The following is a 26,721-nucleotide window of genomic DNA, read 5'->3' on the forward strand; positions in this document are numbered from 1 at the left end:
TGTGTATGATTTTTGAAATCGGGTACCTTCTTAATGTGCACCTAGACGAAAGGGGAAATCAAGATGCGAGTGGAGAACAATTTCATCAACGGAGAATGGATTGATACATCGGACACGATCGTGGTGCGGAATCCCGCGACCGGCAACATTATGGCCACGGTGACAAAGAGCGACACCGCCGAAGCGAAACAGGCTGTCGATGCCGCCCACGACGCCTTGAAGGACTGGCAAGAGAAAACGGCAGAAGAACGAGGCGCCCTCCTGCTCGAATGGAATCGACTGATCGATGAACATACGGAAGCCATCGCTCGGACGATGGTCGAAGAGCAAGGCAAGCCGCTCCAAGAAGCCATCGGCGAAGTCCGCTATGCGAACGGCTTTATCGAGTGGTACGCCGCGGAAGGTCAGCGCGTGTACGGCGAGACGATTCCGGCATCGTCAAACAAGAAACGCATCTTTGCCATTAAACAACCGGTCGGCGTCGTCGCCGCCATCACCCCATGGAACTTCCCGGCCGCCATGATCACCCGAAAATTGGCGCCGGCGCTTGCCGCAGGTTGTACCGTCGTATTGAAACCGGCATCAGCGACACCATTGACGGCGATCGAACTCGTCAAACTGGCTGAGAAAGCAGGCTTCCCACCCGGTGTCATCAATCTTGTCACCGGGAAAGCTTCTGACATCGTGAACACGTGGCAACACGACCCCCGTGTCCGCAAATTGACGTTCACCGGTTCGACCGAGGTCGGCAAGACGCTCATGCGCGGCGCCGCCGATACAATGAAGAAAATCTCGCTCGAGCTCGGTGGTCACGCCCCGCTCATCGTAACGGCGCAGGCAGATCTCGACAAGGCCGTCCCGCAAGCCGTCGCCACGAAATTCCGTAACGGCGGACAGACGTGTGTCTGCGCCAACCGGATTTATGTCGAGCAGTCCATCGTCGATGCGTTCTCCGAAAAATTCATCGAGGCCGTCGCGGCGCTCGAAGTCGGGAACGGACTCGATGAAGGGACAGACATCGGCCCGCTCATCGACGAGGCTGCGGTCGATAAAGTCATGAAGCACTTGGAAGACGCCCAAATCCGGGGCGGGGAAATCACGGGTGGCGAACAGCTCGACGGATTGTTCGTCCGACCGGCCGTCGTCCGCTATGCGAATGAGGATATGCTATGTATGAACGAGGAGACGTTTGGGCCCGTCGCCCCAATCGCGTCGTTCGATACGCTCGAGGAAGTGATTGAGCGGGCGAACGCGACCCCGTTCGGTCTCGCCGCCTACGTGTTCACACAAGACATCAACGAGGCCCTCTATTTGGCCGAAGCGCTCGAATACGGCATCGTCGGAGTCAATGACGGTCTCCCGTCGACACCGCAAGCACCGTTCGGCGGGTGGAAGCAGAGCGGTCTCGGACGTGAAGGTGGTCACCATGGCATCGAAGAATTTTTGGAAATCAAATATATCTCGCTTGGCCTTTAAAGAAATTCCGGTTGAACGCGATGTTCAACCGGATTTTTTTATGATTCGATATACGTAATCAAGTCGTTCGGCGTCGCAATCACATGATCCGCGAGAGCCCATTCATCCTCGTTTCCAAACCCAAAGCCAGTCAAGACGACCGGGAAGTCATGGGCCCGAGCTGCTTCGACATCCGATTTCCGGTCCCCGACCATCACATAGTCGTTCTCGCCGTGACGGAGGCGATGCGCCGTCAAAATGTCGGCTTTTTTCTCACCACTTACGGATTCGAGGCATTCTGGCGCCGTCATGAACTGGCGAATGTTTTGCGAGTCAAGAATCAGGTTCAAATAATGGACGCCGCAGTTGCTCGCGGTCGTCAACGTATGCCCTTTTTTATGAAGCGCCTCGAGCATCTCGTAAATCCCGTCGAACAAGACGTGTTGGCCTTCCATCGCTCGTTCGAGCGTCTCATGACGAAGTTTGCGAATTTGGCGGATCTCCTCGATTGTCGCCTCCGGGATGACGTGCTCCCAAAATGCGTTACCGGCCAATCCGTATCCCGATCGGACCGCGTCCTCGCTCGGTTTCGGTAAATGTGGAAGTTGTTCCAACGCCTCGTGGATTGCTTGCGTCATCGGTCCGGTCGTGTCGACGAGCGTCCCATCGATATCAAATAAAATGACTGCCATTGTCTGGTCCCCTCTCTCTTTCCTATGTTCCTACCGTAGCAGAATCCCCTGAAAACCGAAAGCGGAAACGTCACACGCAAATCTCACCTCTAAAAGTGAAATTCAGAGTCCATAAAAAAACGGCTGAACAAATGTTCAACCGAGAACTGTCAGCCACGCCAGAAACTCATACCGCCTTTGACCGAGTAGACGTCCGTATAACCCGCGCTCTTCAACATGGCCGCGGCCCGTTGACTTCGCATCCCGCTTTGACAGATGACGTAGACCGGACGTTCTTTATCTTTCGGATATTGGGCACTCGCGTTCCCGAATCCCGATAACGGCACATTTTTCGCTTGCTTGATATGCCCGCCCCGGTATTCGTGTGGTTCACGAACGTCGAGCAGTTGAATGTTTCGCTCTTCGGCAATCTTCCGTTTCAATTCATCCGTCGAAACTGTTTTGACGCTGTTTCGCTTCGTCCACCAAAAATAAATCAATCCAATCACTACTGCAACAAACAAGAAGTCAAGCATAGTCACGCCTCCGTTAGCTATATTTTAGTTAACCTAATTATACCCCCTATGGTATATAAGTCAACGCGAACGCCTCACAAAAAAAGCTGTGCCACAGGGCACAGCTTAAAAGTCGAGCAATGAATCAGTTTTCGGTTTATCCTCTTCTTCAAGCGGAATTCCAAGGAACGCCGCCATCTGGCGATCGAGCGGCGGCTTCGACTCGACCGGTTGGGCCACAGGAACCACTGCTTGTTGCGTCGGAGCCGAATCGGCGAGCAGTAGCTCGCAATACCCCATCAGCTTGGCCAAGTGGCGCTTCTGGGCCTCTCCGCTCGATTGTTCGATTTGTGTCATCACTTGCTTCATCTGCAGGATGACCTGTTGTTCCGTAATCATCTATCGCACACATCCTTTACCGTTCCATTCTGAGGCAAACGAGGGGCTGGCCGCAAGTCCGATGCTCGTCAGACGTGGGTCTCCGCACGCGTCTTAAGCCAAGATTGGAACGCCTCAAAGTCGAACCTGACTTGATTGGCGTAAAATTGGGACCACCTTGTGATTTGACGGATGAACAGCGGCCGGGAGACGCCGATGGCCGAAGCAATCCGTTCACTCGCCTCATAATCGAGCACGTTTGCGTCCGCGTCCGCCCGGGCATGAATCTTGGCGGTGATCTCCGCCTGCACTTTCAACGTCTCGATGAGCGATTCCTCATTCTTGATGTGCTTCGCTTTCACTTTTCGCTTATACGGTGACCGCTGACGGACGTAGTATTCATTCCCATCAATCGTCAAGTAGCCGAGATACGGGTTACGACTGTGCACCATGGCACGCTGAGCCGCGATGACACGGGCCCCTTGATGGGACAGCCCGTCCTCAAACAATGGATGCGTCGGCAAGAAGAGAGACGGGACAGCTGATTGCGCCTGCTTCATTTCGAGAATGATATCCTCGTCATGCTCCTCGTCCGCGCCTTCAATCAAAATATAATACCGTTCGAGCCCGATTGAAGCGGTACCGCTCTCCCGTTTGATGGCGATGTCTTTAATCTCATAATGGTCGGCGTGGTGACGATGCTTTTCCGACAAGGATGCCAAATAGTCAGGCCATGCCTGCTTGATTTGCTTCGCCGTCTTCGGACTGACCGGAACGAGGTCGTCACTCGTCGCAAAGTAACGCTCCTCATCCCGCACTTCCGTCCGCTCGGCCATGAACGCGTCTTTCTTCTTCTCGGCCTTTTTAATCACTTTCTTGATCGCTTTGCACGTGTTTGCTTTCGTGAATTGGACATCCTCGTCTTTCCCATTCGCATAGCGCTCCATCGCGCGCGCATACGTGTCGGCATACGTCTCGATGGCCCGAGTTGCGTCAAAACCTGACTCGGCGGCAAACAAGTCGACCGAGATGGCCATGCGCAGCACGTCAAACAAATAAGAGCCGAGATACGCCTCATCAAAATCGTTCACATCGTAAATGATCGTCCCGGCGCCATCCTCGAACACACCGAAATTCTCAAAATGGAGATCTCCTTGAATGAACGTCGGATGGGACGCATCCGTATCGAACGCGAGCGGGACTTTCGCAAAGTCGTAATAGAACAAGTGCGAACTCCCCCGGAAAAACGAGAACGGTGTCGCGCTCATCTTGTTATACTTCTCGTCTCTGGCGGCTTCCGATAGATTCCGAATCGATTTGTCGTAATAGTCCAAGACGGTCGCGAGCGTCTCACGACGGATCTGTTGTTTGACGGATGTGAACATGACCTTCTCTCCTTCACGTATCGAATAAGTGCTTGTACTCTCCATAACCTGCAGACTCTAACTCTTCTTTTGGAATGAAACGGAGTGCTGCCGAGTTGATGCAGTAGCGCAGACCGCCTAGTTCTTTCGGGCCGTCATCGAATAAGTGACCGAGGTGACTGTCGGCTCCTTTCGAGCGGACCTCCGTCCGGACCATATGGTGCGTCGTGTCCATGTTCATGTCGATACGCTTTTCCTCGATCGGACGGGCGAAGCTCGGCCAGCCGCAATTCGACTGGAACTTGTCGCGCGACGTGAAGAGCGGCGTACCATCAATCACGTCGACATACAATCCTTCTCGTTCCTCGTCCCAATACTCATTTTGAAACGGGGGCTCGGTCCCGTTCTCTTGCGTGACTTTATATTGGATCGGCGTCAAGCGGTCTTTCAGTTCTTTCTGAATTTTCTTGTCGCTCCACGCCTCTTTCACAAACTTGGCGCGGCCTGAACCGACCCGATACATCTCGTAACGGAACGGATTTTTCTTATAGTAGTCTTGATGATAGTCTTCGGCTTCCCAAAACGTTTTCGCGGGACGAATCTCGACTTCGATCGGTCGGTCGAATCGACCTGAGTCCTCGATTTCTTGCTTTGAACGTTCCGCTGCCACGCGCTGTTCTTCCGAATGATAGAAGATGGCCGGTCGATACGATTCACCGCGGTCATTGAATTGTCCGCCGCCATCGGTCGGGTCGATTTGACGCCAATAGATGCGCAACAGTTCCTCATAGGAAATGACTTCCGGGTCAAACGTGACCTCGATCGCCTCAAGGTGACCGGTCGTCTCCGAACAGACTTGTTGATAGGTCGGGTTGTCGACGTGCCCGCCCGTGTAGCCAGAAATGACCTGCTCGACCCCTTCGTATTTATGAAACGGTTTGACCATGCACCAAAAACAGCCTCCCGCGAATGTAGCTTTTGCCATAATAAATCCCTCCTTACTATGTAGTGTACCCAAAAAATCTCGTCGACAACAAAAAACGAGAACCACGAACGTGTTCTCGTTTTAGTCTTCCTCGACCTGATTCATGTGCCGCATCACTAAAAATAAGATGACGCCGACGATAAGCGCCCCGAGCACGGTCAACGCCATATTCCCTCGAGCCGATAATGTATAAAAGATGGCTAACCCGATCAAGATGAGCGCGATCGGAATGAAGGCTCGCTTAAAATGATCCCAATACCGCACGGACAGTCCCCCTTTTTCTCTATCATACCAAACTTATTTGTTAAGATAGAGTGGAAGATGATGTTCCATTTTAAAGGAGGCACCTAGTATGGAGGTTGAACGGTTATGGGCCAATCGCCCGACGCTGATGTGGGAAGACCGGATGAATGAAGGCGATGACGTGTATACCGTCGAGATCATCTTTGCAGTCGATGCCGTGCTCCGACGGTACGTGACCGCCTTGACACATGCAGACGGGACGGAAGTAAACGTGTTAACGGCCGTCCGCGACGTCGTATTGCGTTTAAACGAAATTGATGAAGATCACGACCATTTCATCGAGACGGTCGAGCGTGAGGAATTGTACGACTTCATACAAGCCGGTGCCGTTCTAGCTGGTTATGAGACAACAGAAGACGTGACGGAAGAATGGCGGGAATGGTGAACACATTCCCTTCATTCAAAGAGCGTCAACTTGATTTGAATATGCTAAACTGAAACTAATTATTTCCATTTCACGTTAGGGGATGCGTTCATGCTCACAATCATCAACTCATTTTTTCTGAATCTGTGTATCCTGTTCACGTTATTCACGATTTCGTTTCTCCCTTTCCGCAACCATCCACGACTCACACCGAAATCGCCGTTGAAAGGCAGAATCCTGCTCGGCGTTCAAACCGGGGTCGTCGCCTTGATTTTACTGGCGAACGCACTGCCGCTTGAAGGTATCCTGATTGATTTGCGCTCCATCCCAATCTCACTCGCCGTCCTGTTCGGCGGTTGGGTCAGTGGAGCCGTTGCCGGAATCATCTTTTTGATCGGTCGGTTCTTTATGATCACGGATGGTGAGTATGTCGGCTTTTATTTGGCTGTCCTTACAATGACTAGCCTTGTCGTCCCGACCAGTCTATTACGCTTGAAACTCGACAATACCCGAAATACACTACTCGTTTTTACGACCATCAGCGTTGGCGTCTTTGGATCGGCTCTTTATTATGCGTTACCACTGGAGCTGCTTTATCCAATCTTATTTGTCTATACCATCATGGCATACGTCGGAGCGTGTGCGGCCTATCGCCTGTTGCATGAGCTGCGCCGTCACTTTGAGAACGTCCAGCATCAGCAACAACTTGCCCGGACGGACGCACTGACCGGCATCGCCAACCGGCGCTTGTTGAATGAAGCGATGGCCAATTTGAACGTCGAGGCGAAAGAATACGCCTTGATTCTCGTCGATATCGATCACTTCAAACGCGTCAACGACACGTACGGCCATGACGTCGGCGACGACGTATTACGTGAACTCGGCATGCTACTCGTCGCCGAGAGCGAGGAACGACATCTCGTCGGTCGCTTCGGTGGAGAAGAATTTTTAATCATCATGCCGAACGCCAATCGAGATGAAGTGACTCGCCTCGCTGAATCTATACGAGAAAAAGTCTCGACGTTCCCGTTCGAGACGAGCGCGGGGACGCTCCATATCACCGTTTCGCTCGGGGCCTGCCATTCGAACGATATCGAAGTCGACAGCGTGTTGAAACATGCCGACGAAGCGTTATACCACGCAAAGGAATCGGGACGAAATCGATTCATTCTGGCGTCGTAAAGCGCCTCATGTTCGCAAAAGATTGCGATTTTCCGCAGTTTTCCCGCTTTACTTTCAACTAGTGAATCGGTACACTAGGCTAGACTTTGATTCGACTATCCTTACAGTGATCATAGATTTGGACAGAAAAAGGGGAAACACATTTCATGACAGTATTGTTATCACTATTCGGTTTGATGTTTGTGGGATCGTTCATCCTCGACTATCAACGTGGCAAGACGTTCCGGCAGTCGCTCTTCGGGGGAGTCGATACGATGAAACGGAACTTGTTTATCTTTTTACGCACGTCCCTCTCGATGATGATTTTTATCGGTCCGCTCCTACTCATCTCCATGTTCGCCTTCTCAGAACTCGTATCGTTCGAGACGGTCGCCGCCTTCATGATTGCCGTGCTCAGCATCGGGTTCGCGGAACGCATCATCGGGATGATCGTCGCACCGCTCGTCCGGACGTTCTGGCACCAACGCGGAAAATTAATGCCGCTCTATCTTGATGCAGGTCTTTACATTTTCTTGCTGTCGATTCTCATCCTCGAGTTCTTGATGAACATTCCAGGTGTTGAACTCGGTGCTTCTGCCATCGCGGTATTTTATGCGTTCGCGCTCTTCTATACTCGTTACTTGTTCAGCTTACTTCGCTTCACGCTTCGCAAGGGCGTACCGTCGAGCTGACAACAATCCGCAAACAGTTTGGTTTGCGGTTTTTTTGTACATTTTACTAATTGACAATGAGAATCGTTATCACTTATACTTTAGTTGTAGCTCCCAAAGCTTGACGTAAACGTTCCCCAAACCAATACGTCACGTGGATTCCCCTCCACGACACTCTTTTTGAAAGCAATGCGACAACCCCCATTTGTTGCACCCAAATTTGCCATCCAAAAAAACGAGCGGCTCTCCGACGGAGCCGCTCGTTTTTTCATGCAAAGATATCTTGTTCGATTTGTTTCAAGCCATAGAAGACACCGTGTGCCTGCATCAGTTCATCATACGATCCGGTCTCGACGATGCGTCCGGACTCCATGACGATGATGTGATCGAAACGTTCGAGCCCAGTCAGACGATGGCTGACCATGACGAGCGTCGCTTCATCGGCTTGACGCAAAATCTCGGCGAACACGTCCGCCTCGGTCCGCGCATCGAGGGCCGATGTCGCTTCGTCAAGTATCCAGAGCAATCCATTCTTCAACAAGGCTCGGGCGATGGCAAGACGTTGCCGCTCGCCGCCCGATAAGTTCGTCCCTTTCTCAAGGACGGGCTCGTCGAGCGAGAAACCGAGGCGGACACTCGCGAGTGCCGCTTCCATCTCAGCGTCCGAGAAATTACCGGCGAGCTCCAAGTTCTCTCGCACCGTCCCGAAGAAGAAGTGGTTCTCTTGAAGGACGACGCTGGCTTCACGCCAGACCGATGCTTGGGTCACATCGTCCAACCGCTGTCCATTCAATCGGATCTCACCAGACTCAGGTCTGACAAAAGCGAGCAACAGTTGAAGTAGTGTCGATTTCCCTGAGCCGCTCGGTCCGACGATAACGGTCTTTGAACCGCCTCGTAACGTCACGTCGACGCCGCTCAGCACGTCACGGAACGTGTCCGGGTAGCGATAGCTCACGCGTTCGAACGATACGTCAGGTGCTGTCTCGAGCGCTACGTCGGTACGGGCCGACTCGGCAGCGACAATCGCTTCACTCGGCTCGACCACTTCGAGCAGTCGATCGGCCGCTTGCTTGCTGTCAGCAAAGTGGCCTGGGAAGACTGCCATCGGTGTCGCGTTCTCAAACGCGGTGAGCGACATCATGATGAGCATGGCCAAGAAGAGGCCATTTAATTCCCCGTCGACGACAAGATAGGCCCCGATGGCCAAAACACCCCATGAGACGAGTAAGGACGCCGCCACGACGAGCGAGGAGTTGAAGAACTGGTTCGTCACATCTCGTTTTTGGGCATCGGCGTAGCGGTCGCTCTGTTCAAGCAGTTCGTTGCGCGTTTGACCAAGCCGATGGTGCAACAACAGGTCGCGATAGCCGTACATCATCTCCGTCATCCCACTCGACAGGTCTCCTCGCAAGGTACGGAGTTCCCGGTCATGCTTGGCACGGACACGGGCGAAGAAGGCCGGGATCAAAAAACCGGTCACGAAGACGCCGAACAAGATCCAAACGCTGACCCAGACCGAGAAGTATGTGACGAAGAAAATCGTGCTCAAGAAGACGAGTACCAAGATAATCGGCGGATAGAACACCCGTAAAAAATAGTTCTGCAAGCTCTCGACGTCACCGACGACGCGAGCGAGCAAGTCCCCACTCCGATATTTGGCAAAGATGCTCGGGACGAGCGGCTCGAGTTGACGATAAAATCGGACCCGGAGTTCGCTCAAAATCGTGAACGTCGCCCGGTGCGAGGCGAGACGCTCCTGATAGCGCGCACTCGCCCGAATCACACCGAACAGTTTAATCAAAACGACGGGCACCATGAGCGCATACAGCGGCGGCACGAGCCCAGCCCGTGAGACGAGGTATCCGCTCGCCGCGAACAAAGCGACGGCTGCGATGCCAGCGACATAACCAAAGAAGACCGAGAGGATGATATCCTTTTTCTCTCGCATCATCCATTTCGTGATCGTCCAAAGGGAATTCATCCTCTCACCCCTTTCTGTAGCGTGAATAAGTCAGCGTATTGCGGAACGCTGAGCAGTTCGTCATGTGTGCCTTGGGCGACGAGACGCCCTTCGTCCATGAACCAAATCGCATCGGCTTGTTTGATCGTATGCAGACGATGCGCGACCGTGACGAGCGTTGACTCACGTGACAACTCATCGATTGAGCGCCGAACGACTTGTTCGGTCACTAAATCAAGTCCGGTCGTCGGTTCATCGAACAAGATGATGCCGGGACGTTTCAAGAAGGCCCGGGCCAAGGCGAGCCGCTGCCGTTCGCCTCCGGATAAGCCGTAACCCCCTTCACCGAGTTCGGTATGAAGACCGTTCGGCAACTGAGCGATGACATCGTTCAACCCGGCTGCCGTCGCCGCCTCGAGAATCTTCGCTTCGTCCGCCGCCTCACCGAGGGCGATATTATCGGCGACGGTGCCGGCGAACAAATACGGATTTTGTGAGATATAGCCAATCGTGTCATACCATGACGTATCGGTGTACGTCTCGAGCGGTTCACCGTCCACGAGGACACGTCCGCTGTCAGGTTTGACGAGCCCCGATAACACGTTCAAGACGGTTGTCTTCCCGGACCCGCTCGCCCCGACGAGCGCCACGTGGGCACCGGCAGGAATCACGCCGCTTAAAGGCTGGAGCGTGAAACGCCCCCCTTCATAGGCGAATGATGCTTCGTCGAGCTCGAGGTCGGGTGTCCGGCTCGTCAACGTCCGGTCGCCCCACTGCAGACGTTCATCCGGTGCGTCGAGCGCCTCGAAAATACGATCGGCCGCCCCCATGCTGCCGCGTCCGGTATGGAACGCACCGCCGAGGTCTTTGATGGCCAAATAGTATTCCGGAGCCAAGACGAGAATCAAAAAGCCGGAGAAGAACGTCAAGTTCTGCCAGACGACCATTTGCAGCGCCACTTCGAGCGCCACGACCCCTGTGCTGAGCATCGAGATGAACTCGAGCATGAGACCCGACAAGAACGCCGTCTTCAAGACGACCATCGTCGCGTCGCGGAAGTCGAGACTGCTCTTTTCAATCGCTTGCGCCTCACGCTCGGTCCGACCGTAGAGTTTCAATGTCGTCAATCCTTGCAACACGTCCAAGAACTTTCCGGAGAACTGGTTCATCTTCTCCATCTGTTGTTCGGATTTTTTCTGCGTCGCAATCCCGATGATAATGAAAAAGATTGGGATGAAGGGCGCCGTCACCATCATGATGACGCCCGAGATCCAATGTTGGCTGAAGACGACGACGAGAATGAGCAGCGGAATGATCGACGTTTGAATGACTTGCGGCCAATATTGGCTGAAGTAGGCGTCGACTTCATCGACCGCGTCCATGAAGACGCTGACTTTCTTTCCGGACTGGCCGGACAAAGATGTCTCGATCGGATTCGATGTATAACGGTCAAGCAACTGCAACCGGAGTGTCCGTTTCGCTTTCTCCGCTAGACTAGCTCCGATTCGTCCTGACATGTAGCCGAACAAAGCACGCGTGACGAGGGCGAGAATGAGCCAGCCGAGCGCCGGGATGATGCTTTCAAACGATGCATTTTTTAAAAAGACCTGGTCGACGATATCGACGATTAAATACGCCTGCGCCAAAATCGACAATCCGATCATCACCGCGGCGATGACGAGTCCGACGATATGGCGTTTTTCAGCTAAAGCGAGAGCTTGCAGTCGTTTCACTGCGTTCATCCTTTCTATACTATCCAAAACTTTTCTTTGTGAGGATTCTCACTAATTATAACTGATGCACACGACCATGGCGAACGCTTCGCTTAGCCAGACATGCAAAAGACGCCGCGTATATCACGTGGCGTCATACGGTCGACTGTTCAAAGTATTCGGGATGGCCAATCATCAATTCACGCGCATCGAAGTGAAGCACCTCTTCTTTTCGTAAGCGCGATAAGATGTTCGACACGGTCTCCCGTGACGTGCCGGATAAGCGTGAGATTTCAATCGTCGTGAACGGACACCGGACGCGAACCCCCTCTGCTTCCGGTTCCCCGAGGTCTTCAATCAAGTAATGGATCGTGTTGAGTACGCGTTCGGTCGCACTCGGAGTGATGATGTCCTGCACCCGTCGTTCGTGCAAGTCGAGAATCCGATTCATCTGTCCGACGATATGGAGTAACATCGACGCGTTCCGAGAGACGAGTTGTTCGAATCGGTCCGTCGGCATATAGATGACCTCGATATCGGTCAACGCCTCCGCCGAATGTTGATAATACGGTTCCGTCATCAAGCCGCGATACGGGAACAGTTGCTTCGGTTTCAAGTAGTCCGTATATTGATGGGTCGCCGTCTCGTTGTTGCGCTCGAGCTTCACGTAACCGCTGATTAAAAAGTAGACGCGCTCCCGAGGATCGCCTTCCATGAATAAGAGCTGTCCTTTCCGGTACGTTCGACAATAGACATGGGGCAACAGTGCCTCGAGCTCACGGGCGGTACATTTGGTGAATACATCGAGTTGCCGCAAGTCGTCTACGGTCCATTTCGGTTTCATGTTGAACCCTCCAATCTATCTTGCCTCTCCTTTTAGTATAGTTGGATTCAATTTGAAAACGCTTACAAAATCCAACGATTTTCTGACAAAAAAAGAGGGGCTTTCACCCTCTTCGTCACAGCACGTTATTCAGTCGAGCATCAACTCCATGATCGCATCTTGCAGGTCACGGTCGAGTTCAAGCGCGTGCAAATCGAACAGCCATGCCTCGAGCCGCGTCTTCGCTGCCGCCGATCGATACAACTTGTCTTTTAAATCATAAGAAATCTCGGCGCGGTCCAAGAAACGATACAAACGATCGAGCCGGTGATCGTTTGCCGTCAGTTCGACCGGGAGCGACACCGTCATCTCTTCATCAATCGGACCGAGTTCGAGGCGCAGTGTCTGGGTCTCTCGATTGTATTCACCAGAACCGGTCACACCTCGGAGGAGTAACGTGACGTTACGGTCAGACGGCAAGACGGTCCGGTCACCTGTAACGTGAATGTGGAGTTTCCGTTCCTCCCAATCAAGCGTGAACGTCGTCTCAGCGTAAGCACCCGTCTCATAGTCACGGTCCGACCCGTTGTCTTCATAGAGCGTGAACGTATTCGACGCGCCCGGGAAGACAAGAACTTCCAATTCGAACGGGTTATCCGTATCGTTACGGCCCGAGTAATGCCGTGCCATCGGGATGATGGCCCCTGCTTTCGCGAACACTGCTTGTTCGTCAAGTCCCCGGAACACCCGAACCGACTTCTCTCCCGCATAGCGATGACCGGTAAAGAAATCGAACCAGTCACCTTTTGGTAACCAGACGTTCGTCGCTGCGACGTGGAGCTGTTTATTCATCGGCTCGACGATCGGAGAGACGATGAGCTCACTGCCGAAGTAGTATTCGTTCGGTACTTCATACGCCGCGTCCTCATCCGGATGTTCATAATACATCGGTAAGATGAGCGGCAAGGCACCCGCGTGGTTCCGCCAGTTCATCGTATAGATGTACGGGATCAATTGATGGCGCAGACGCAAGAACGTCTTCATCGACCGCTCCGCCTCGAGACCGAAGCGCCACGGCTCCTTGCCGTTGAACGTACTGAACGTCGAGTGCAGGCGCATAATCGGACTGAACACACCGAACGCGACCCAACGTGCGGCGAGCTCATCGTCTTTTGAACCTCGGTAATGCCCACCGATATCGTGACTCCACCAACCATAGCCGATATTGGAAGCCGTCGCCGTAAAGTACGGCTGGAACGCGAGCGACGCCCACGAAATCAACGTGTCTCCCGAGAAACCGACCGGATAGCGGTGACTGCCCGGGCCCGAATAACGGGAGAAGATGATTGGTCGATCACCATCCCGGGCGATGTCGGCCGCATGATAGTGGTTCAGCATCCAGAGCGGGTCGAGCCCTTCCATTTTCGACGTCGAGCCTTGTTGCCAGTCGATCCACCAGAAATCGACGCCGTCGTCTTCATGCGGATGATGCATCTGCTCGAAATAGGCTTGAATGAAGCGTTTATCGGAAAAGTCGAACGGGATGCGGTCGCCTTGGGACGGATCGATGCCCATCGCCTCGGCCATCGCCACATATTGGTCTTCGAACGCACGCACGCCATCCGCCGGATGCAAGTTCAACGTGACGAGCAACCCTTCTTGCTTGAGCCACGTCAAGAATCCTTTCGGGTCCGGGAACAAGTTCTTATTCCATGAGTAGCCCGTCCATCCGCTCCCGTATTCTTCGGGGACGTCGGTGACGTGCCAATCCATGTCGATGACGCTGACCGAGAACGGGATGTCCTCTGTCTTAAACCGACGCATGAGTTCTTTATATTCCGTCTCGTCGTAGCGCCAATAGCGGCTCCACCAGTTGCCGAGCGCTTTTCGTGGCAACAGCGGCGTCGGGCCGGTCAATTGATAGAAGTCACGGAGTGCACGCTTATACTCATGCCCATACCCGAAGTAATACAAGTCATGGATATGTTTACGCCGCGGTTCGACGAAACGGTCCTCGGTCATGATGAACGAATCAGAGTCATCGATGACGGCATACCCTTGTTTCGAGGCGATGCCTTCACCGAGTTCGGTCGCCCCGTCGACGTGGTCGAGCGTTCGCGCCGTCCCTTTCAACGTCCGCTCCGGTCCGTTAAACGTATAGCGGCTATAATACGTACTGAAGTTCCCTTTCACGTCGACGTAAAGCGTGTTCGGCGCGAACGGCCCTTTCGTGTAGTAGAGGTGGACGTGCTCCGTGATGATTTGCAATTCCGTCTCATCCTCAATCACGCGAAACTCTGGGACTACGAACGCCCGGTTAAAGACGACTTGGGTCGGCCGGTCTTCGAACACCCCATCCTCGGCATACTCCATCCGAATCAGTTGGCTCGTCAGTACCGTGAAGCGATAGCAGCTCCCTTGGACGATCGCCCGATCATCTGCCTGCGGTTTCATTTGTTGCGTATAGACGTTCTCCTCTTCAAATAGACGCATAAGCTCGAGCGTTACCGCTCTTTGTCACTTCCCTTCTAAATTGTGCAAACGTTTACACTAACGATGATAACAATGTCTAAATCGACATACAACTTCCCTTCCCCATGTCGGACCATAAAAAACGACGAGATACCATTTCAGGAAAAAAACCGCAGACGCGGACATCTGCGGTTTCGTGCTTATTGTTGGAGCGTCGCGGCGAGTCGGACGCGCGTCCCGACCTCACCTCGGACCGCCGCAAGGGCTTGTTCGAGCGACGTGATGACGGCAACCCGGTCGTGTCCTGATTCGGCGAATTGAAGGGCGGCCCGAACTTTCGGCAACATGCTGCCCGGTGCGAACTGGCCCTCGGCGATATACGTCTCGAGTTGTTCTTTCGTCGTCTCCTCGAGCGCCCGGGCCGACGGTGTCCCGAAATCGACGAACACGTGCTCGACGGCCGTCAAGATGAGGAGCATGTCGGCGTCGACGAGATCGGCGAGTTTCGCAGCGGCAAAATCTTTATCGATGACCGCCTCGACGCCGACATAGCCATCGGCTGTATCGATGACAGGAATCCCCCCGCCGCCAGAGGCGACGACGATGTGCTCATGGGCGACGAGGTCACGGATGACCGCGTGTTCGAGAATCGCCACCGGAAATGGGCTCGGGACGACGCGGCGATAGCCGCGACCGGCGTCTTCTTTGAACACATAACCGGTCGTCCGTTCAAGCTGCTGCGCTTCCGCCTCGTCGTAGAAGGGACCAATCGGCTTCGTCGGGTGACTGAAAGCACTATCGTTCGGGTCGACGACCGACCGCGTGACGATCGGTGCGACCGAACGTTCCAAACCGCGCGATCTCAGAGCTTTCGTGAGGGCATTCTCGAACCAATAGCCAATCATCCCTTGTGTCATCGCCCCGCAAACGTCGAGTGGCAAGGCCGGCGTCGCCGGACTATCTGACGCAGCCTGTTGCAACATCAAATTCCCGACTTGCGGCCCGTTCCCGTGGGTGATGATGACCTCAATCCCTTCGGCGACAAGCGCGGCCAGAGATTCAGCCGTCGCCTCGACGGCTCGAATTTGAGCCTCGGCCGTCGCATCTTTTCCTTGTTGAATCGCATTTCCACCTAGTGCGATGACTACTCGTTTATTCCGCATATTGGTTTCCCCCGATCAAAAGACTGAGATATTTCCTGAGACGATGCGCACGACGGCCAAGATGGCGAGCGCGGTCAAGACCCCGGCCACGATCCATTCCGTCTTCGTCAACGTCTTGATGCCGTTCTCACGTTGCGCCTTGATATAGAGCAACGTACCTGGTGCGTACAGTAAGGTCGTCAAGAGCAGATAGTCGATTCCAGCCGCATAGATGAGCCAAATCCCGTAAATCGAGGCGACGGCTCCGATGATGAGGTCGCGGGTCCGGCGTTCACCGGCGTTATAGCCGATGCCGTTCTTCGCGACTTTGACTTGATAGAAGGCCGAGAAGACGTACGGGATCAAGATGGCGCTCGAAGCGAGCGAGAAAGCGAAATTATACGCCGCATCCGAGAACAGGAACGTGAAGAGGAACAGCTGGATCAATCCGTTCGTGAGCCAGAGTGCGTTGGCCGGCGCGCTGTTCTTATTCTCTTTCGTGAACCATTTCGGGAACACGCCGTCTTTCCCGGCCACGAATGGAATCTCGGCGGCAAGTAACGTCCACCCGAGCCACGCCCCGAGGACAGAGATGACGAGACCGCCGTTGATGAGCATCGCGCCCCACGGTCCGACCGCCGACTCGAGCAAGTACGCCATCGCCGGTTGCGAGGCGTTCGCCACGTTCTCTGGATTCATGAGACCGAGCGACATGACCGAGATGAGCAGATAGATGATGAGCGTCCCGAGCAATCCTATGACCGTCGCTTTCCCGACGTCCGAGCGCTTGCGGGCCCGTCCGGATAAGACGACCGCCCCTTCGACCCCGATGAACACCCATAGTGTGACGAGCATCGTCGAGACGACCTGGTCTCTCACACTACCCCATGAGAAACCACCCTGGCCCCAGAAATCGAACGTGAAATTATCGAGGTTGAAGAAGAATAAGGTGATGGTGATAAAAGCAAAAATCGGTACGAGTTTCGCGATCGTCGTGATGATGTTGATCATGGATGCTTCATGAATGCCTCGTAAAATGAGCGAATGAACGAGCCACAGCATAATCGAGGCGCCGATGATGGAGGCGATGTTTTGACCGCCTTCAAAGATTGGGAAGAAATAACCGACCGAACTGAACAGGAGCGTCGCATAGGCGACGTTACCAAGCCATGCGGAGAGCCAGTAGCCCCACGCCGAGTTGAACCCCATGAACTGACCGAAGCCGGCCCGGGCGTAACTGTACACCCCTCCGTCGAGGTCTGGACGACGCATCGTCAAATTTTGAAAACTGAGACCGAGTGCGATAATCCCGATTCCGGTGATGACCCACCCAATCAAAATCGCCCCCGCGTTCGCACCTTGGGCCAAATCGGCCGCCAAGTTGAAGGCTCCCCCGCCAATCATCGAACCGACGACGAGTGCCGTCAACGCCCCGAGCCCTAATCGTCGATCCTTTTTCTCCGGTTGTACGCCAGCCGTTCCACTTGAGTCATGCGCTATTTTCGTAGACATTGAACTCATCCCTTTCGTTTAGTACGAACCGGAGGGGAAACCCCTCCCGTCCGTCAGCGTTCAAGCCATTCGTTCGTGTCGGTGAGCGTCGCCGCCATCACCGCTTTAATCGTGTGCATCCGATTCTCCGCCTGATCAAAGACGAAGGAATGACGACTCCGGAACACCTCGTCCGTGACTTCCATCTCGGTCAATCCGTACTCCGCATAGATCGCCCGGCCGACTTCGGTCTCCAAGTCGTGGAAGGCAGGCAGACAGTGGAGGAACATGACGTCCGGATTATTCGTCTTCATGAGCATGTCCATGTTCACTTGATACGGGTGAAGCAGTTTGATGCGCTCGGCGAACTCGGCCTCTTCGCCCATCGACACCCACACATCGGTGTAAATCACGTCGGCGTCGGCGACCGCTTCGTCGATGCTTTCGGTCAACGTGATCTTCGCCCCGGTCTCAGCAGCGACCGAGCGGGCAAAATCGACGACTTCATCCGACGGCCAAAGCGATTTCGGTGCACAGATACGCATGTCCATCCCAACTTTGGCACCACCAATCAAGAGTGTGTTGCCCATATTGTTGCGTCCATCGCCGACATAGACGAAGCGAATGCCAGACAACTCGCCTTTCTGTTCTTTGACGGTCAAGAAGTCGGCCAAGATTTGAGTCGGATGATATAAGTCCGTTAACCCGTTCCATACCGGGACACCAGCATCTTTGGCCAAACCTTCGACCGTCTCATGGGCGAACCCACGGAACTGGATGCCGTCGAACATACGTCCGAGCACGATGGCCGTGTCTCGAACCGATTCTTTTTTGCCGAACTGGATATCCGATTTCCCGAGGTATTCCGGATGCATGCCGAGATCGATGGCCGCCACGGTAAACGCACAACGCGTCCGTGTCGATGGTTTTTCAAACAAGAGCGCCACGTTCTTCCCTTCACAGATGCGGTGCGGGACGTCTTGTTGCTTTTGACGCTTGAAGGCGGCCGATAAATCGATCAAATAGTTCAACTCGTCTCCTGAAAAATCGTTCAATGATAGAAAATGACGGCCTTTCAAATCAAAGTTGTACGTTGTGGACATGCTCGTTTCCTCCTCGTTAAATGTCTTCGCGGATAATCGGACAGCTCATACAGCGTGGACCCCCACGGCCACGCGACAGTTCACTCGACATGATTTCGATGACTTCAACGCCCTCGGAACGGAGCAACTCGTTCGAAACGTAGTTGCGGTCGTACGTGACGACGACGCCTGGGGCGATGGCGAGCGTGTTCGACCCATCGTTCCATTGCTCGCGGGCAGCGGCAATCGGGTCCCCGCCCCCACATGGGATTAAGACGATCTCATCGAGACCGAGTGCGGCTTTCAACACGTTCAACAGATCCGTATGCTGCGTGATGTGAAGTTCGCCTTCAGCGTTCAACGTCAGTTCAAAGATATTCATCTTGCCTCCTGGACCTTGGATGAACGGATGAATCGTGAACTTGTCATGGTCGACCATCGTGAAGACCGTATCGAGATGCATGAACGCACGTGACTTCGGAATTTCGATGGCGATGACTTTTTTGAATGTGCCGCCGTTTTTCAACAAGTTGAGGGCGACCCGTTCAATCCCTTGGGCCGTCGTCCGCTCGGAAATCCCGATGGCGACGACTTCCTTCGACAATACGAGCTCGTCCCCACCCTCCATCGCGAAGCGGTAGTCGCGGTCCGACCAAATCGGGATGTCATGTTTCGCGAATCGTGGGTGATAGCGCATAATATATTGCGTGAACAACGATTCACGACGACGAGCCGGCTCTTTCATCCGGTTGATGGATAGCCCGTTGCCGATTGCTGCCGCCGGGTCACGGGTGAAGTATAAGTTCGGCATCGGATCGAGATAGAACGGATACGTGTCCTCAATCATCTCGTGTAAGTGGCGCCGTTTTTCGGGCTTAATCTCGGACTTTCGAATTCCGGCCATGACGGTCTCAATCAACTTTTCATTGTCGTAGGCGAGCAAATACTCTTTCAGCGTCTCGTACGAACCGTTGATATTTGATTTGGACTCTGACAAGATATCAGCGACGAAACGTTCACGGACACCCGGCAACGACAACGTCTCAGCCATTAAGTTTTCGAGATAAAGCACTTCGACGCCTCGATTTTGCAGCACGCTCGCAAAGTAGTCGTGTTCTTTTTGAATGACTGGAAGATGGGGAATGTCGTCAAACAAGAGTCGTTCCAAATATTCCGGGGTCAAATTTTCGAGTTCGCGTCCTGGACGTTTTAACAGGACGGTCCTGAGTTCACCAATTTCTGAATACACGTGGATCGGATGTTTCAGCGTCGTGTCCCGTGCGGTTTGTTGATCCGTCATCGATATCATCTCGCTTCCTCCTTGTGATTCGGGTGTGTTGCTACCCTTACATTATCAACTTACCCATTTCCACGATGGGCAAGTCCGACGTTCGGACTGTGGTGGATTCCACAGAATAGTGCATAGAGCATGACATGATTTGAATGAACAATCACTCGAGAAACGGTGTGGTCCCTCGAATCGAGGGAAAGTGACGTATACACGCTGTATAGATTGTGAAAAAAAATCATAGCGTTTTTTTGATTTTGTTTGAGCCTTTCGCCAGTCGTGCCATAATATAGACAAATGATGTGAAAAGGAAGTGAGTCGATGGCAATCGAACGTACAGAACGCGCCCGTCATGAAGCCCAAGTGACAGCGCTTATTCAAAAAGGGGACCCGGTCGATTTCCGCGACGTGTTCCTCACCCTCCACCCCGGTGAACAGGCCGACCTGTTCATCGAACTTGAACGTCCGGGCCGTGAGTTCGTCTATGAGGCGCTGTCCCCGGAAGAGTTTACTGACCTGTTTGAAAAGCTTGAGCTCGATGAGCAGGAACAGTTCATCCAAGAGATGCCCCGTCCGTTCGCCGTGCGTGTGTTGAACGACATGTTCTCGGATAACGCCGCCGACTTGATGACCGAGCTCCCTGACGACTTCATGAACGAACTGTTCGAGTTGATGGACGAGACCGAGGCGACCGAGGTCAAAGATTTGATGCGTTATCCGGACGATACGGCCGGTGCCATCATGACGACCGAATTTATCGTGTTGAAAGCGGACAAGACCGTCGGTGCGACGCTCGAAGACTTGCGCGAACTTGGACCGGAAGCTGAGACAATCTATTACTTGTATGTCATCGATACTGATCGCCGGCTCGTCGGCGTCGTCTCGCTACGCGACTTGATCGTCTCCCCGCTCGACGTGCAAATCGCGGACATCATGGGCCGGCGCGTCGTGTCGGCCCACGTCCTCGCCGACCAGGAAGACTTGGCCCGGACCGTTCAGAAATATGACCTATTGGCCCTGCCTGTCATCGATAGCGAGGACCATCCGCTTGGAATCATCACGGTCGACGATGTCATGGACGTCATCGAACGAGAGACGACCGAGGATTTCGAAGAGCTGTCGGCGACGAAAGGTTCGTCCGACATCAACATGGGACCGGTCGAGGCGGCGATGAAACGGGCACCGTGGATTATCAGCCTCATGTTTCTCGGGATGATCACGGCGTCGACGATCGGCGGTTTCGAGGACACGCTCGAAACGATCGTCTTGCTCGCCGTCTTCATGCCGCTCGTCATGGGTTCGGCCGGTAATGCCGCCACCCAATCGCTCGTCGTCGCCGTCCGCTCGATTGCGCTCGGCACAATCAATCGAAAGAACGTGTTGAAGATGATTCGCCGTGAGTTCGGGACGGGGCTATTGCTCGGTCTCGCCTGTATGGTCGTCATCTTCGGCGTCATCACCGTCCTCTATGACAGTGCCTTAATCGGTATGATTGTCGGTCTGTCGATTTTTGCGTCGCTCAGCGTGGCGACCATCGTCGGGACACTCGTGCCGCTCCTCATCAATCGATTGAAACTTGATCCGGCCGTCGCGTCCGGTCCGTTCATCACGACGGTCGTCGACAATCTCGGCTTAATCATTTATTTCACGGTCGCGACTTCGTTGCTTCGCTTTTTTTGACACCTGACCTCTCAGGTGTCTTTTTTTGTTGTGAGGTTTGTTACGGTTCTTTTACAAAAGAGAAAACGGGAAATAATCATACTTCGTGAAGGGTAGTTATGAAAAAGTACTTATAAATAAGAAGAAGTTGAGGGAGGGAATGTCGTTGACCATTCAACAAGTTGTTTACATATTAATCACAGGGGCCTTATTCATGGGGCTTGTCGCTTACGTGTCTTATCGCATGACGAAAGGGAAAGTCGAGAGTGCCGACGACTACTTCTTGGCTGGACGTGGTCTCACCGGTCTATTCATCGCCGGATCGCTCTTATTAACGAACTTATCAGCCGAGCAGTTGATTGGCTTAAACGGGCAATCGTTCGCCGGCAACATGTCGGCCATGGCTTGGGAAGTCACAGCCGGAATCGCCGCCATCATCATGGCGCTCTTTTTACTGCCGCGTTTTCTCGGAATCGGTATTTCGACGATTCCTGAATTTTTGAGCCAACGGTATGACGAGGACGTCCGCCGCTTGACGGTCCTGTTGTTCTTGTTCGGATATATGTGCGTCACGATCCCATCGATGCTCTATTCCGGCGGACTGGCCGTCCTACAACTGTTTGACGTACCGGAATTACTCGGCATCAGCTTCGAGCAGTCGCTCTGGCTCGTCATTTGGTTCATCGGGATTATCGGAGCGGTTTACGCCATTTTCGGCGGACTCCGCGCCGTCGCCGTCTCCGACACGTTGAACGGAATCGGCTTGATCATCATCGGTTTCCTCGTCCCGACGCTCGGCTTCATCGCGCTCGGTGACGGCAACCTCGTCGATGGGATGAAGACGATTGCAACCGAGAATCCAGAGAAACTGAACGCAATCGGTTCAGAGAACGATTCCGTCCCGTTCTTGTCCATCTTCACAGGGATGATTTTCGCGAATTTATTCTACTGGGCGCTCAATCAATACGTCATCCAACGGGCGCTCGGGGCGAAGAACTTGGCCGAGGGTCAAAAAGGGGTGCTTTTCACCGGCTATTTGAAGTTGCTCGTCCCAATCTTCATGTTGCTCCCGGGGATTATCGCATTCCATTTGTATGGCACGAACGTCGACAAGGCCGACCTCGCTTATCCGAGCTTGATTGCCGACTTGTTGCCGATGTGGCTCATGGGCTTTTTCCTCGCCGTCTTGCTCGGTGCCGTGTTCAGCTCGTTCAACTCGCTGTTGAATAGTATCGCTACGCTATTCGTGCTCGATATTTACAAGCCGAAGTTCAAACCGGACGCATCAGACAAAGACTTGATTCGGGTCAGCAAATGGTTCGGGACGTTCGTCGCGCTCGTCTCGTTCTTCGTCGCTCCAAACTTGATGTATGCACCGGACGGCCTTTGGGACTTGATTCGCCGTTTCACCGGCTTCTTCAACATCCCGATTCTCGTCATCGTCTTAATCGGGATGCTCGTGAAGCGGGTGCCGCCGATCGCCGCGAAACTCGTCATCGGCTTCCACGTCGTCACGTATTACTTCCTCGTTTGGGGAACGGAGCAGTGGTTCGGCTTCGACCTCGGCATTAACTTCATTCACATTTACGGGATTTTGTTCGTCCTCGAGACGGCCATCATGCTCGTGTTCGCGAAAGTTCGTCCGATGCAACACATCAATCCGATTCGCATCGACCTCGGTCGCGTCAAACCTTGGCGCCATGCCATCTCGACGTCAATCATCCTGATTGCTTCGATGGTGTTCGTCTACTTCGTCTTCTCACCAATCGGTCTCGCCTACGCGGACGGGATCGTGTCGAGCTGGTTCTGGCCAGCGACACTCGCTTTGGTCGCGACGACGAGCGGGCTCGTCTGGACATCGTATCGCTACTGGTTGCCGAAATATGAGGCTTACTTGACGAATCTCGGTACGACAGACACCGAACGTGAAGAAGCGATTGGTGAATAATGTATTTAGACAAACAGACACGTTCCTTGCTGATATCTTTTAGCAAGGAACGTGTCGATTTGTCTTACTTCTATTCTTCTGTTCATACATGTTTTGGTCCGCTTGATCATACAATTTCTTGAAATCGTTTAACTGTTCCTCCCAAGCTGCACCGACAGCGGCTGAAATATCATTCGATTCAAACACGCTTCTAATGGAAACCGTCAAATCTAGCAATTTATCTTGTTGTAGTTGATCAGTTAATACAACAAATTCGTCGCCTCCAATCCGATAAACGTTTGTGCTTACCCCTTGCAAGAGGAGTCCCGCTTTCTGAAGTAACAAATCACCAGCCGAATGACCTTGATGGTCATTAATTTTCTTCAAGTCATTTAAATCAATGACTATCAACCCTACTTTTTTAAAAGAAAGACGATCAATTGTTTCATTAAAGGCACGTCGGTTCAAAACCCCAGTGAGTTCATCATGACGGCTCACATATTCTAACTCCTCACGTTTCATTACAGCCGCTTCTACATTCCTAATGATTCCTTGTACAGCTACAATCTCACCATTTTTATAAATCGGAGTCGTGTATTCTTCAAAACGCAAGTAACGACCGTCATTAGTTCGCCAACGTTGCGAGATAGCCTCATCGTAACTCATCTTTCCTGAGACTTTATTCATGAGAATTTGATAATCATCTGGGTGAATACGACGAAAACAATCATCTGGATTTTCATAGTTTTCCGCTACAACACCCTCACCTAAATACAAATCAAGGGAAGGACTTATGTAACGAAAACGAAACGTTGGTTTGACTTCAAATATATAAATGACGTCTTTAACGTGGTTACCGAAATGTGCAAACGCCCCGTCCACCTCTTTACGTGATTGAAGTATCTTCTGCGCAACAAGTACCAAAATCAATCCAACTAATAAACCTAACCAAAATTGTTCCATGTTTTCCCGCTCCCCATCTAAACGTACTATTCTATCGTATCATGTTAGCGAAACGCCGCCTGTACCTTTTCCATTATTTAGGTTAATGTTTAAATGTAACGTTCATTTGTTGATGAATGTAAACTTAAACTTAAAATTAGAAGTTGGAGGTCAACCATGAGTCCTGACTGGTCACGCTATGAAGTTTCATCTACTTTTTCTGGATCGGCGCTCGTCATGCGACAAGACGACATCCTGTTCGAACTTCAGCAAGGCTACGCGAATCGGGCCGAACAAATCGAAAATCAAACGTCGACCCGCTTCGGCATCGCTTCGGGCTGTAAGCTGTTCACAGCGATTGCCATCTGCCAGCTCGTCGAACAAGGAAAATTGTCGTTTACGTCGACACTCCGCGAGAGTTTGGACATCGACTTCCCCCGATTTGACCCAGCCGTGACAGTTGAACAGTTGCTCACCCACACGTCCGGCATCCCCGACTATTTCGACGAGTCTGTCATGGACGATTTCGAGGAATTGTGGCGACAGCGTCCAATGTATCACATCAGGCAGCTACGTGACTTTCTCCAGATGTTCCAGCACGAACCGATGCGACAAGAACGGGGCGTGTTCCAATACAATAATGCCGGGTATATCCTGCTCGGCCTCATCATCGAACAAGCGAGCAGGTTGACGTTCTCGGACTATATCGAACGATTCGTGTTCAAACCGGCCGACATGACCGATTCGGGGTACTTCTCCCTCGATGCCTTACCAGCGCACACGGCGCTCGGGTATATCGACCACGCGGACGGCTCTTGGCGGACGAACCACTATTCGATTCCCATAAAAGGCGGCGCGGACGGCGGTGCGTTCGTGACGGCACAAGATATGGCCAAACTTTGGAACGCCCTGCTCGCTCATCGCCTACTTGATGAGGAGATGACATCACGACTGCTGACTCCTCATGTGAAGGTAAACGACAAAGGCGTACATTATGGCTACGGTCTGTGGATTCAATTGGACGCGAATCGACACGTCTTCAAATATCATGTCATGGGCTATGACCCCGGCGTCAGTTTTCATTCTGCTTACTATCCGGCCACAGACATCGTCTCGGTCGTCTGTTCGAACGAGTCAGACGGGGCGTTCGACCTCATGAAAGTCATCGAACAGAAAGCAGATGTGTCTTCTTGAACATCCGCCCATACGAAGAACGTGACTTTGAACAGATTCAAGCGTTGAATGAAACGGAAGGTTGGAGTCAACTCGTCCGACAACACGAGTTGACGAAACAGGCGTGGCGGCAATCGAACGTCGCCTATGTCGTCGAATCAGAAGGACAGGCGATCGCCTACTTGCGTGGATTGACCGACACGACCGTGAGCCTGTACGTGTGCGAACTGCTCATCGCGACCTCGCACCGTCGCCTCGGGATTGGCGAGCGACTGCTGTCACACGTGCATGCGCTCTACCCCGAAACGCGCCTCGAGATGCTCGCGAGCGCTTCATCCCACACGTACTACGAGAAATTGAATTTCCGCCCGTTTTACGGGTATCGAAAGACGATTCACGAATAGGAGGAACTGTCATGAAACTAGCCATTGTGACCGGTGCATCGCGCGGCCTCGGCCGTGCCATCGCCGAAGAACTATTGAAGCGTGATTACGAGGTCGTCAATTTTTCACGGACGCAGGCGACCGATGCCTCGTTCCGTCACGTCAAGGTCGACTTAGCTGATCCGACAAGCACACTGGCCGCAATTGGACAGATGAAGCCGCTCATCGAGACGGCAACGTCTTTGCTCGTCGTCCAAAATGCGGCGTTGATTGAACCGATTCATCGGGCCGGTCAATTGGACGCTGCGCAGCTCATCGCCCACGTCCAAGCCAACCTGCTCGCCCCGATGCTCTTGACAAACGCGGTGCTCGCATACGACCTGCCCGTCTCGCTCATCCATGTGACCTCTGGGGCCGCCAAGCGCCCCATCTCGGGCTGGAGTGCCTATTGTGCAACGAAAGCCGGGCTCGATCATTTAACCGAGACGGTCGCCCTTGAATTGACCGATACGGATGACAAGGTCGCCTTGTTCAATCCAGGCGTCATGGACACCGCGATGCAGGAAAGCATTCGGGCCTCGTCAGAAGACGCGTTCCGTGACGTTGAACAGTTCCGCTCCTATGTGACGGAAGGACGATTGCGCACCCCTGAAACGGTCGCCCGCATCTTGGCGAAACACTTGCTAGACGAGCCGTTCGAGAATGGCAAGACGTATTCGGTGTATGACCTAGACTGATTTTTCACCTGGTATAAAATTCAACCACCCTTTTTAGGTTCAACCGCCTACACTAGAGAC

The 26,721-nt window shown here is 53.1% G+C and carries 24 protein-coding genes; 9 read left to right on the top strand and 15 right to left on the bottom strand.

What is annotated here, in order from left to right:
- Positions 1-63 precede the first annotated feature (63 nt).
- On the top strand, positions 64-1,476 hold the full coding sequence (locus KNP06_RS05340) for an NAD-dependent succinate-semialdehyde dehydrogenase (RefSeq protein ID WP_214711264.1): 1,413 nt from the start codon (positions 64-66) through the stop codon (positions 1,474-1,476).
- A 38-nt stretch (positions 1,477-1,514) separates the two neighbouring features.
- Here the strand turns inward: KNP06_RS05340 and KNP06_RS05345 are convergent, their stop codons facing one another.
- The 6 genes from KNP06_RS05345 to KNP06_RS05370 form a co-directional block, all read right to left on the bottom strand.
- Positions 1,515-2,147: an HAD family hydrolase gene (locus KNP06_RS05345; protein ID WP_029594572.1), complete on the bottom strand. Its 633-nt coding sequence runs from the start codon at positions 2,145-2,147 to the stop codon at positions 1,515-1,517.
- 149 nt (positions 2,148-2,296) lie between these two features.
- Complete coding sequence (locus KNP06_RS05350; protein WP_035385631.1) at positions 2,297-2,662, bottom strand: rhodanese-like domain-containing protein; 366 nt, start codon at positions 2,660-2,662, stop codon at positions 2,297-2,299.
- Between the two features lie 105 nt (positions 2,663-2,767).
- A complete protein-coding gene (locus KNP06_RS05355; RefSeq protein WP_058764957.1) occupies positions 2,768-3,040 on the bottom strand; it encodes a DUF5327 family protein in 273 nt (90 codons plus the stop codon).
- A gap of 68 nt (positions 3,041-3,108) precedes the next feature.
- Positions 3,109-4,404 (bottom strand): DUF2252 domain-containing protein, encoded by a 1,296-nt coding sequence (locus KNP06_RS05360; protein ID WP_214711263.1) that lies wholly within the window; start codon positions 4,402-4,404, stop codon positions 3,109-3,111.
- 13 nt (positions 4,405-4,417) lie between these two features.
- On the bottom strand, positions 4,418-5,368 hold the full coding sequence (gene msrA, locus KNP06_RS05365; protein WP_214711262.1) for a peptide-methionine (S)-S-oxide reductase MsrA: 951 nt from the start codon (positions 5,366-5,368) through the stop codon (positions 4,418-4,420).
- A gap of 81 nt (positions 5,369-5,449) precedes the next feature.
- A complete protein-coding gene (locus KNP06_RS05370) occupies positions 5,450-5,632 on the bottom strand; it encodes a hypothetical protein (protein ID WP_138858671.1) in 183 nt (60 codons plus the stop codon).
- Positions 5,633-5,720: 88 nt separating this feature from the next.
- Here KNP06_RS05370 and KNP06_RS05375 point away from each other — a divergent pair, with 88 nt between their 5' ends.
- The 3 genes from KNP06_RS05375 (at position 5,721) to KNP06_RS05385 (ending at position 7,888) form a co-directional block, all read left to right on the top strand.
- Entirely contained in the window at positions 5,721-6,056 is a 336-nt protein-coding gene (locus tag KNP06_RS05375; RefSeq protein WP_214711292.1) for a hypothetical protein, read from the top strand.
- 90 nt (positions 6,057-6,146) lie between these two features.
- A complete protein-coding gene (locus KNP06_RS05380) occupies positions 6,147-7,217 on the top strand; it encodes a GGDEF domain-containing protein (protein WP_214788019.1) in 1,071 nt (356 codons plus the stop codon).
- A gap of 146 nt (positions 7,218-7,363) precedes the next feature.
- Complete coding sequence (locus tag KNP06_RS05385; protein ID WP_138858668.1) at positions 7,364-7,888, top strand: hypothetical protein; 525 nt, start codon at positions 7,364-7,366, stop codon at positions 7,886-7,888.
- Positions 7,889-8,135: 247 nt separating this feature from the next.
- Here the strand turns inward: KNP06_RS05385 and cydC are convergent, their stop codons facing one another.
- The 8 genes from cydC to arcA all read right to left on the bottom strand — a co-directional run bounded on the left by cydC (position 8,136) and on the right by arcA (position 19,819).
- The gene (gene cydC / locus KNP06_RS05390; protein WP_214764434.1) at positions 8,136-9,851 is read right to left on the bottom strand and encodes a thiol reductant ABC exporter subunit CydC; all 1,716 of its coding nucleotides are present in this window, start codon (positions 9,849-9,851) and stop codon (positions 8,136-8,138) included.
- A complete protein-coding gene (gene cydD, locus KNP06_RS05395) occupies positions 9,848-11,572 on the bottom strand; it encodes a thiol reductant ABC exporter subunit CydD (protein ID WP_214788022.1) in 1,725 nt (574 codons plus the stop codon). Before cydD ends, cydC begins: the two co-directional genes overlap by 4 nt.
- Positions 11,573-11,696: 124 nt before the next feature.
- Complete coding sequence (locus KNP06_RS05400) at positions 11,697-12,386, bottom strand: Crp/Fnr family transcriptional regulator (protein ID WP_029594559.1); 690 nt, start codon at positions 12,384-12,386, stop codon at positions 11,697-11,699.
- 129 nt (positions 12,387-12,515) lie between these two features.
- Entirely contained in the window at positions 12,516-14,858 is a 2,343-nt protein-coding gene (locus tag KNP06_RS05405) for a glycoside hydrolase family 31 protein (RefSeq protein ID WP_029594558.1), read from the bottom strand.
- Positions 14,859-15,037: 179 nt separating this feature from the next.
- Positions 15,038-16,000, bottom strand: a complete 963-nt coding sequence (gene arcC / locus KNP06_RS05410) for a carbamate kinase (protein WP_138858665.1) — start codon at positions 15,998-16,000, stop codon at positions 15,038-15,040.
- Positions 16,001-16,015: 15 nt separating this feature from the next.
- Positions 16,016-17,491: an arginine-ornithine antiporter gene (arcD, locus tag KNP06_RS05415; RefSeq protein WP_138858664.1), complete on the bottom strand. Its 1,476-nt coding sequence runs from the start codon at positions 17,489-17,491 to the stop codon at positions 16,016-16,018.
- Between the two features lie 53 nt (positions 17,492-17,544).
- Positions 17,545-18,573, bottom strand: a complete 1,029-nt coding sequence (argF, locus tag KNP06_RS05420; RefSeq protein WP_214788024.1) for an ornithine carbamoyltransferase — start codon at positions 18,571-18,573, stop codon at positions 17,545-17,547.
- Positions 18,574-18,589: 16 nt separating this feature from the next.
- On the bottom strand, positions 18,590-19,819 hold the full coding sequence (gene arcA, locus KNP06_RS05425; RefSeq protein WP_031199961.1) for an arginine deiminase: 1,230 nt from the start codon (positions 19,817-19,819) through the stop codon (positions 18,590-18,592).
- Between the two features lie 342 nt (positions 19,820-20,161).
- Between arcA and mgtE the strand changes: the two genes are divergently transcribed.
- Positions 20,162-21,520, top strand: a complete 1,359-nt coding sequence (gene mgtE / locus KNP06_RS05430; protein WP_214788027.1) for a magnesium transporter — start codon at positions 20,162-20,164, stop codon at positions 21,518-21,520.
- 145 nt (positions 21,521-21,665) lie between these two features.
- Entirely contained in the window at positions 21,666-23,447 is a 1,782-nt protein-coding gene (locus KNP06_RS05435; RefSeq protein ID WP_214788030.1) for a solute:sodium symporter family transporter, read from the top strand.
- Between the two features lie 39 nt (positions 23,448-23,486).
- Here KNP06_RS05435 and KNP06_RS05440 read toward each other — a convergent pair whose 3' ends face one another.
- The gene (locus KNP06_RS05440; protein ID WP_214788033.1) at positions 23,487-24,389 is read right to left on the bottom strand and encodes a sensor domain-containing diguanylate cyclase; all 903 of its coding nucleotides are present in this window, start codon (positions 24,387-24,389) and stop codon (positions 23,487-23,489) included.
- 156 nt (positions 24,390-24,545) lie between these two features.
- Here KNP06_RS05440 and KNP06_RS05445 point away from each other — a divergent pair, with 156 nt between their 5' ends.
- The 3 genes from KNP06_RS05445 to KNP06_RS05455 are packed head-to-tail and all read left to right on the top strand — an operon-like array spanning position 24,546 to position 26,661.
- The gene (locus KNP06_RS05445) at positions 24,546-25,562 is read left to right on the top strand and encodes a serine hydrolase domain-containing protein (RefSeq protein WP_214788036.1); all 1,017 of its coding nucleotides are present in this window, start codon (positions 24,546-24,548) and stop codon (positions 25,560-25,562) included.
- On the top strand, positions 25,559-25,945 hold the full coding sequence (locus KNP06_RS05450) for a GNAT family N-acetyltransferase (RefSeq protein WP_214788040.1): 387 nt from the start codon (positions 25,559-25,561) through the stop codon (positions 25,943-25,945). Before KNP06_RS05445 ends, KNP06_RS05450 begins: the two co-directional genes overlap by 4 nt.
- 11 nt (positions 25,946-25,956) lie before the next feature.
- A complete protein-coding gene (locus KNP06_RS05455) occupies positions 25,957-26,661 on the top strand; it encodes an SDR family NAD(P)-dependent oxidoreductase (RefSeq protein WP_214788043.1) in 705 nt (234 codons plus the stop codon).
- Positions 26,662-26,721 lie beyond the last annotated feature (60 nt).

The organism is Exiguobacterium sp. s21 (genome assembly GCF_018617975.1).
GTDB classification, from domain to species: Bacteria; Bacillota; Bacilli; order Exiguobacteriales; family Exiguobacteriaceae; genus Exiguobacterium; species Exiguobacterium mexicanum_A.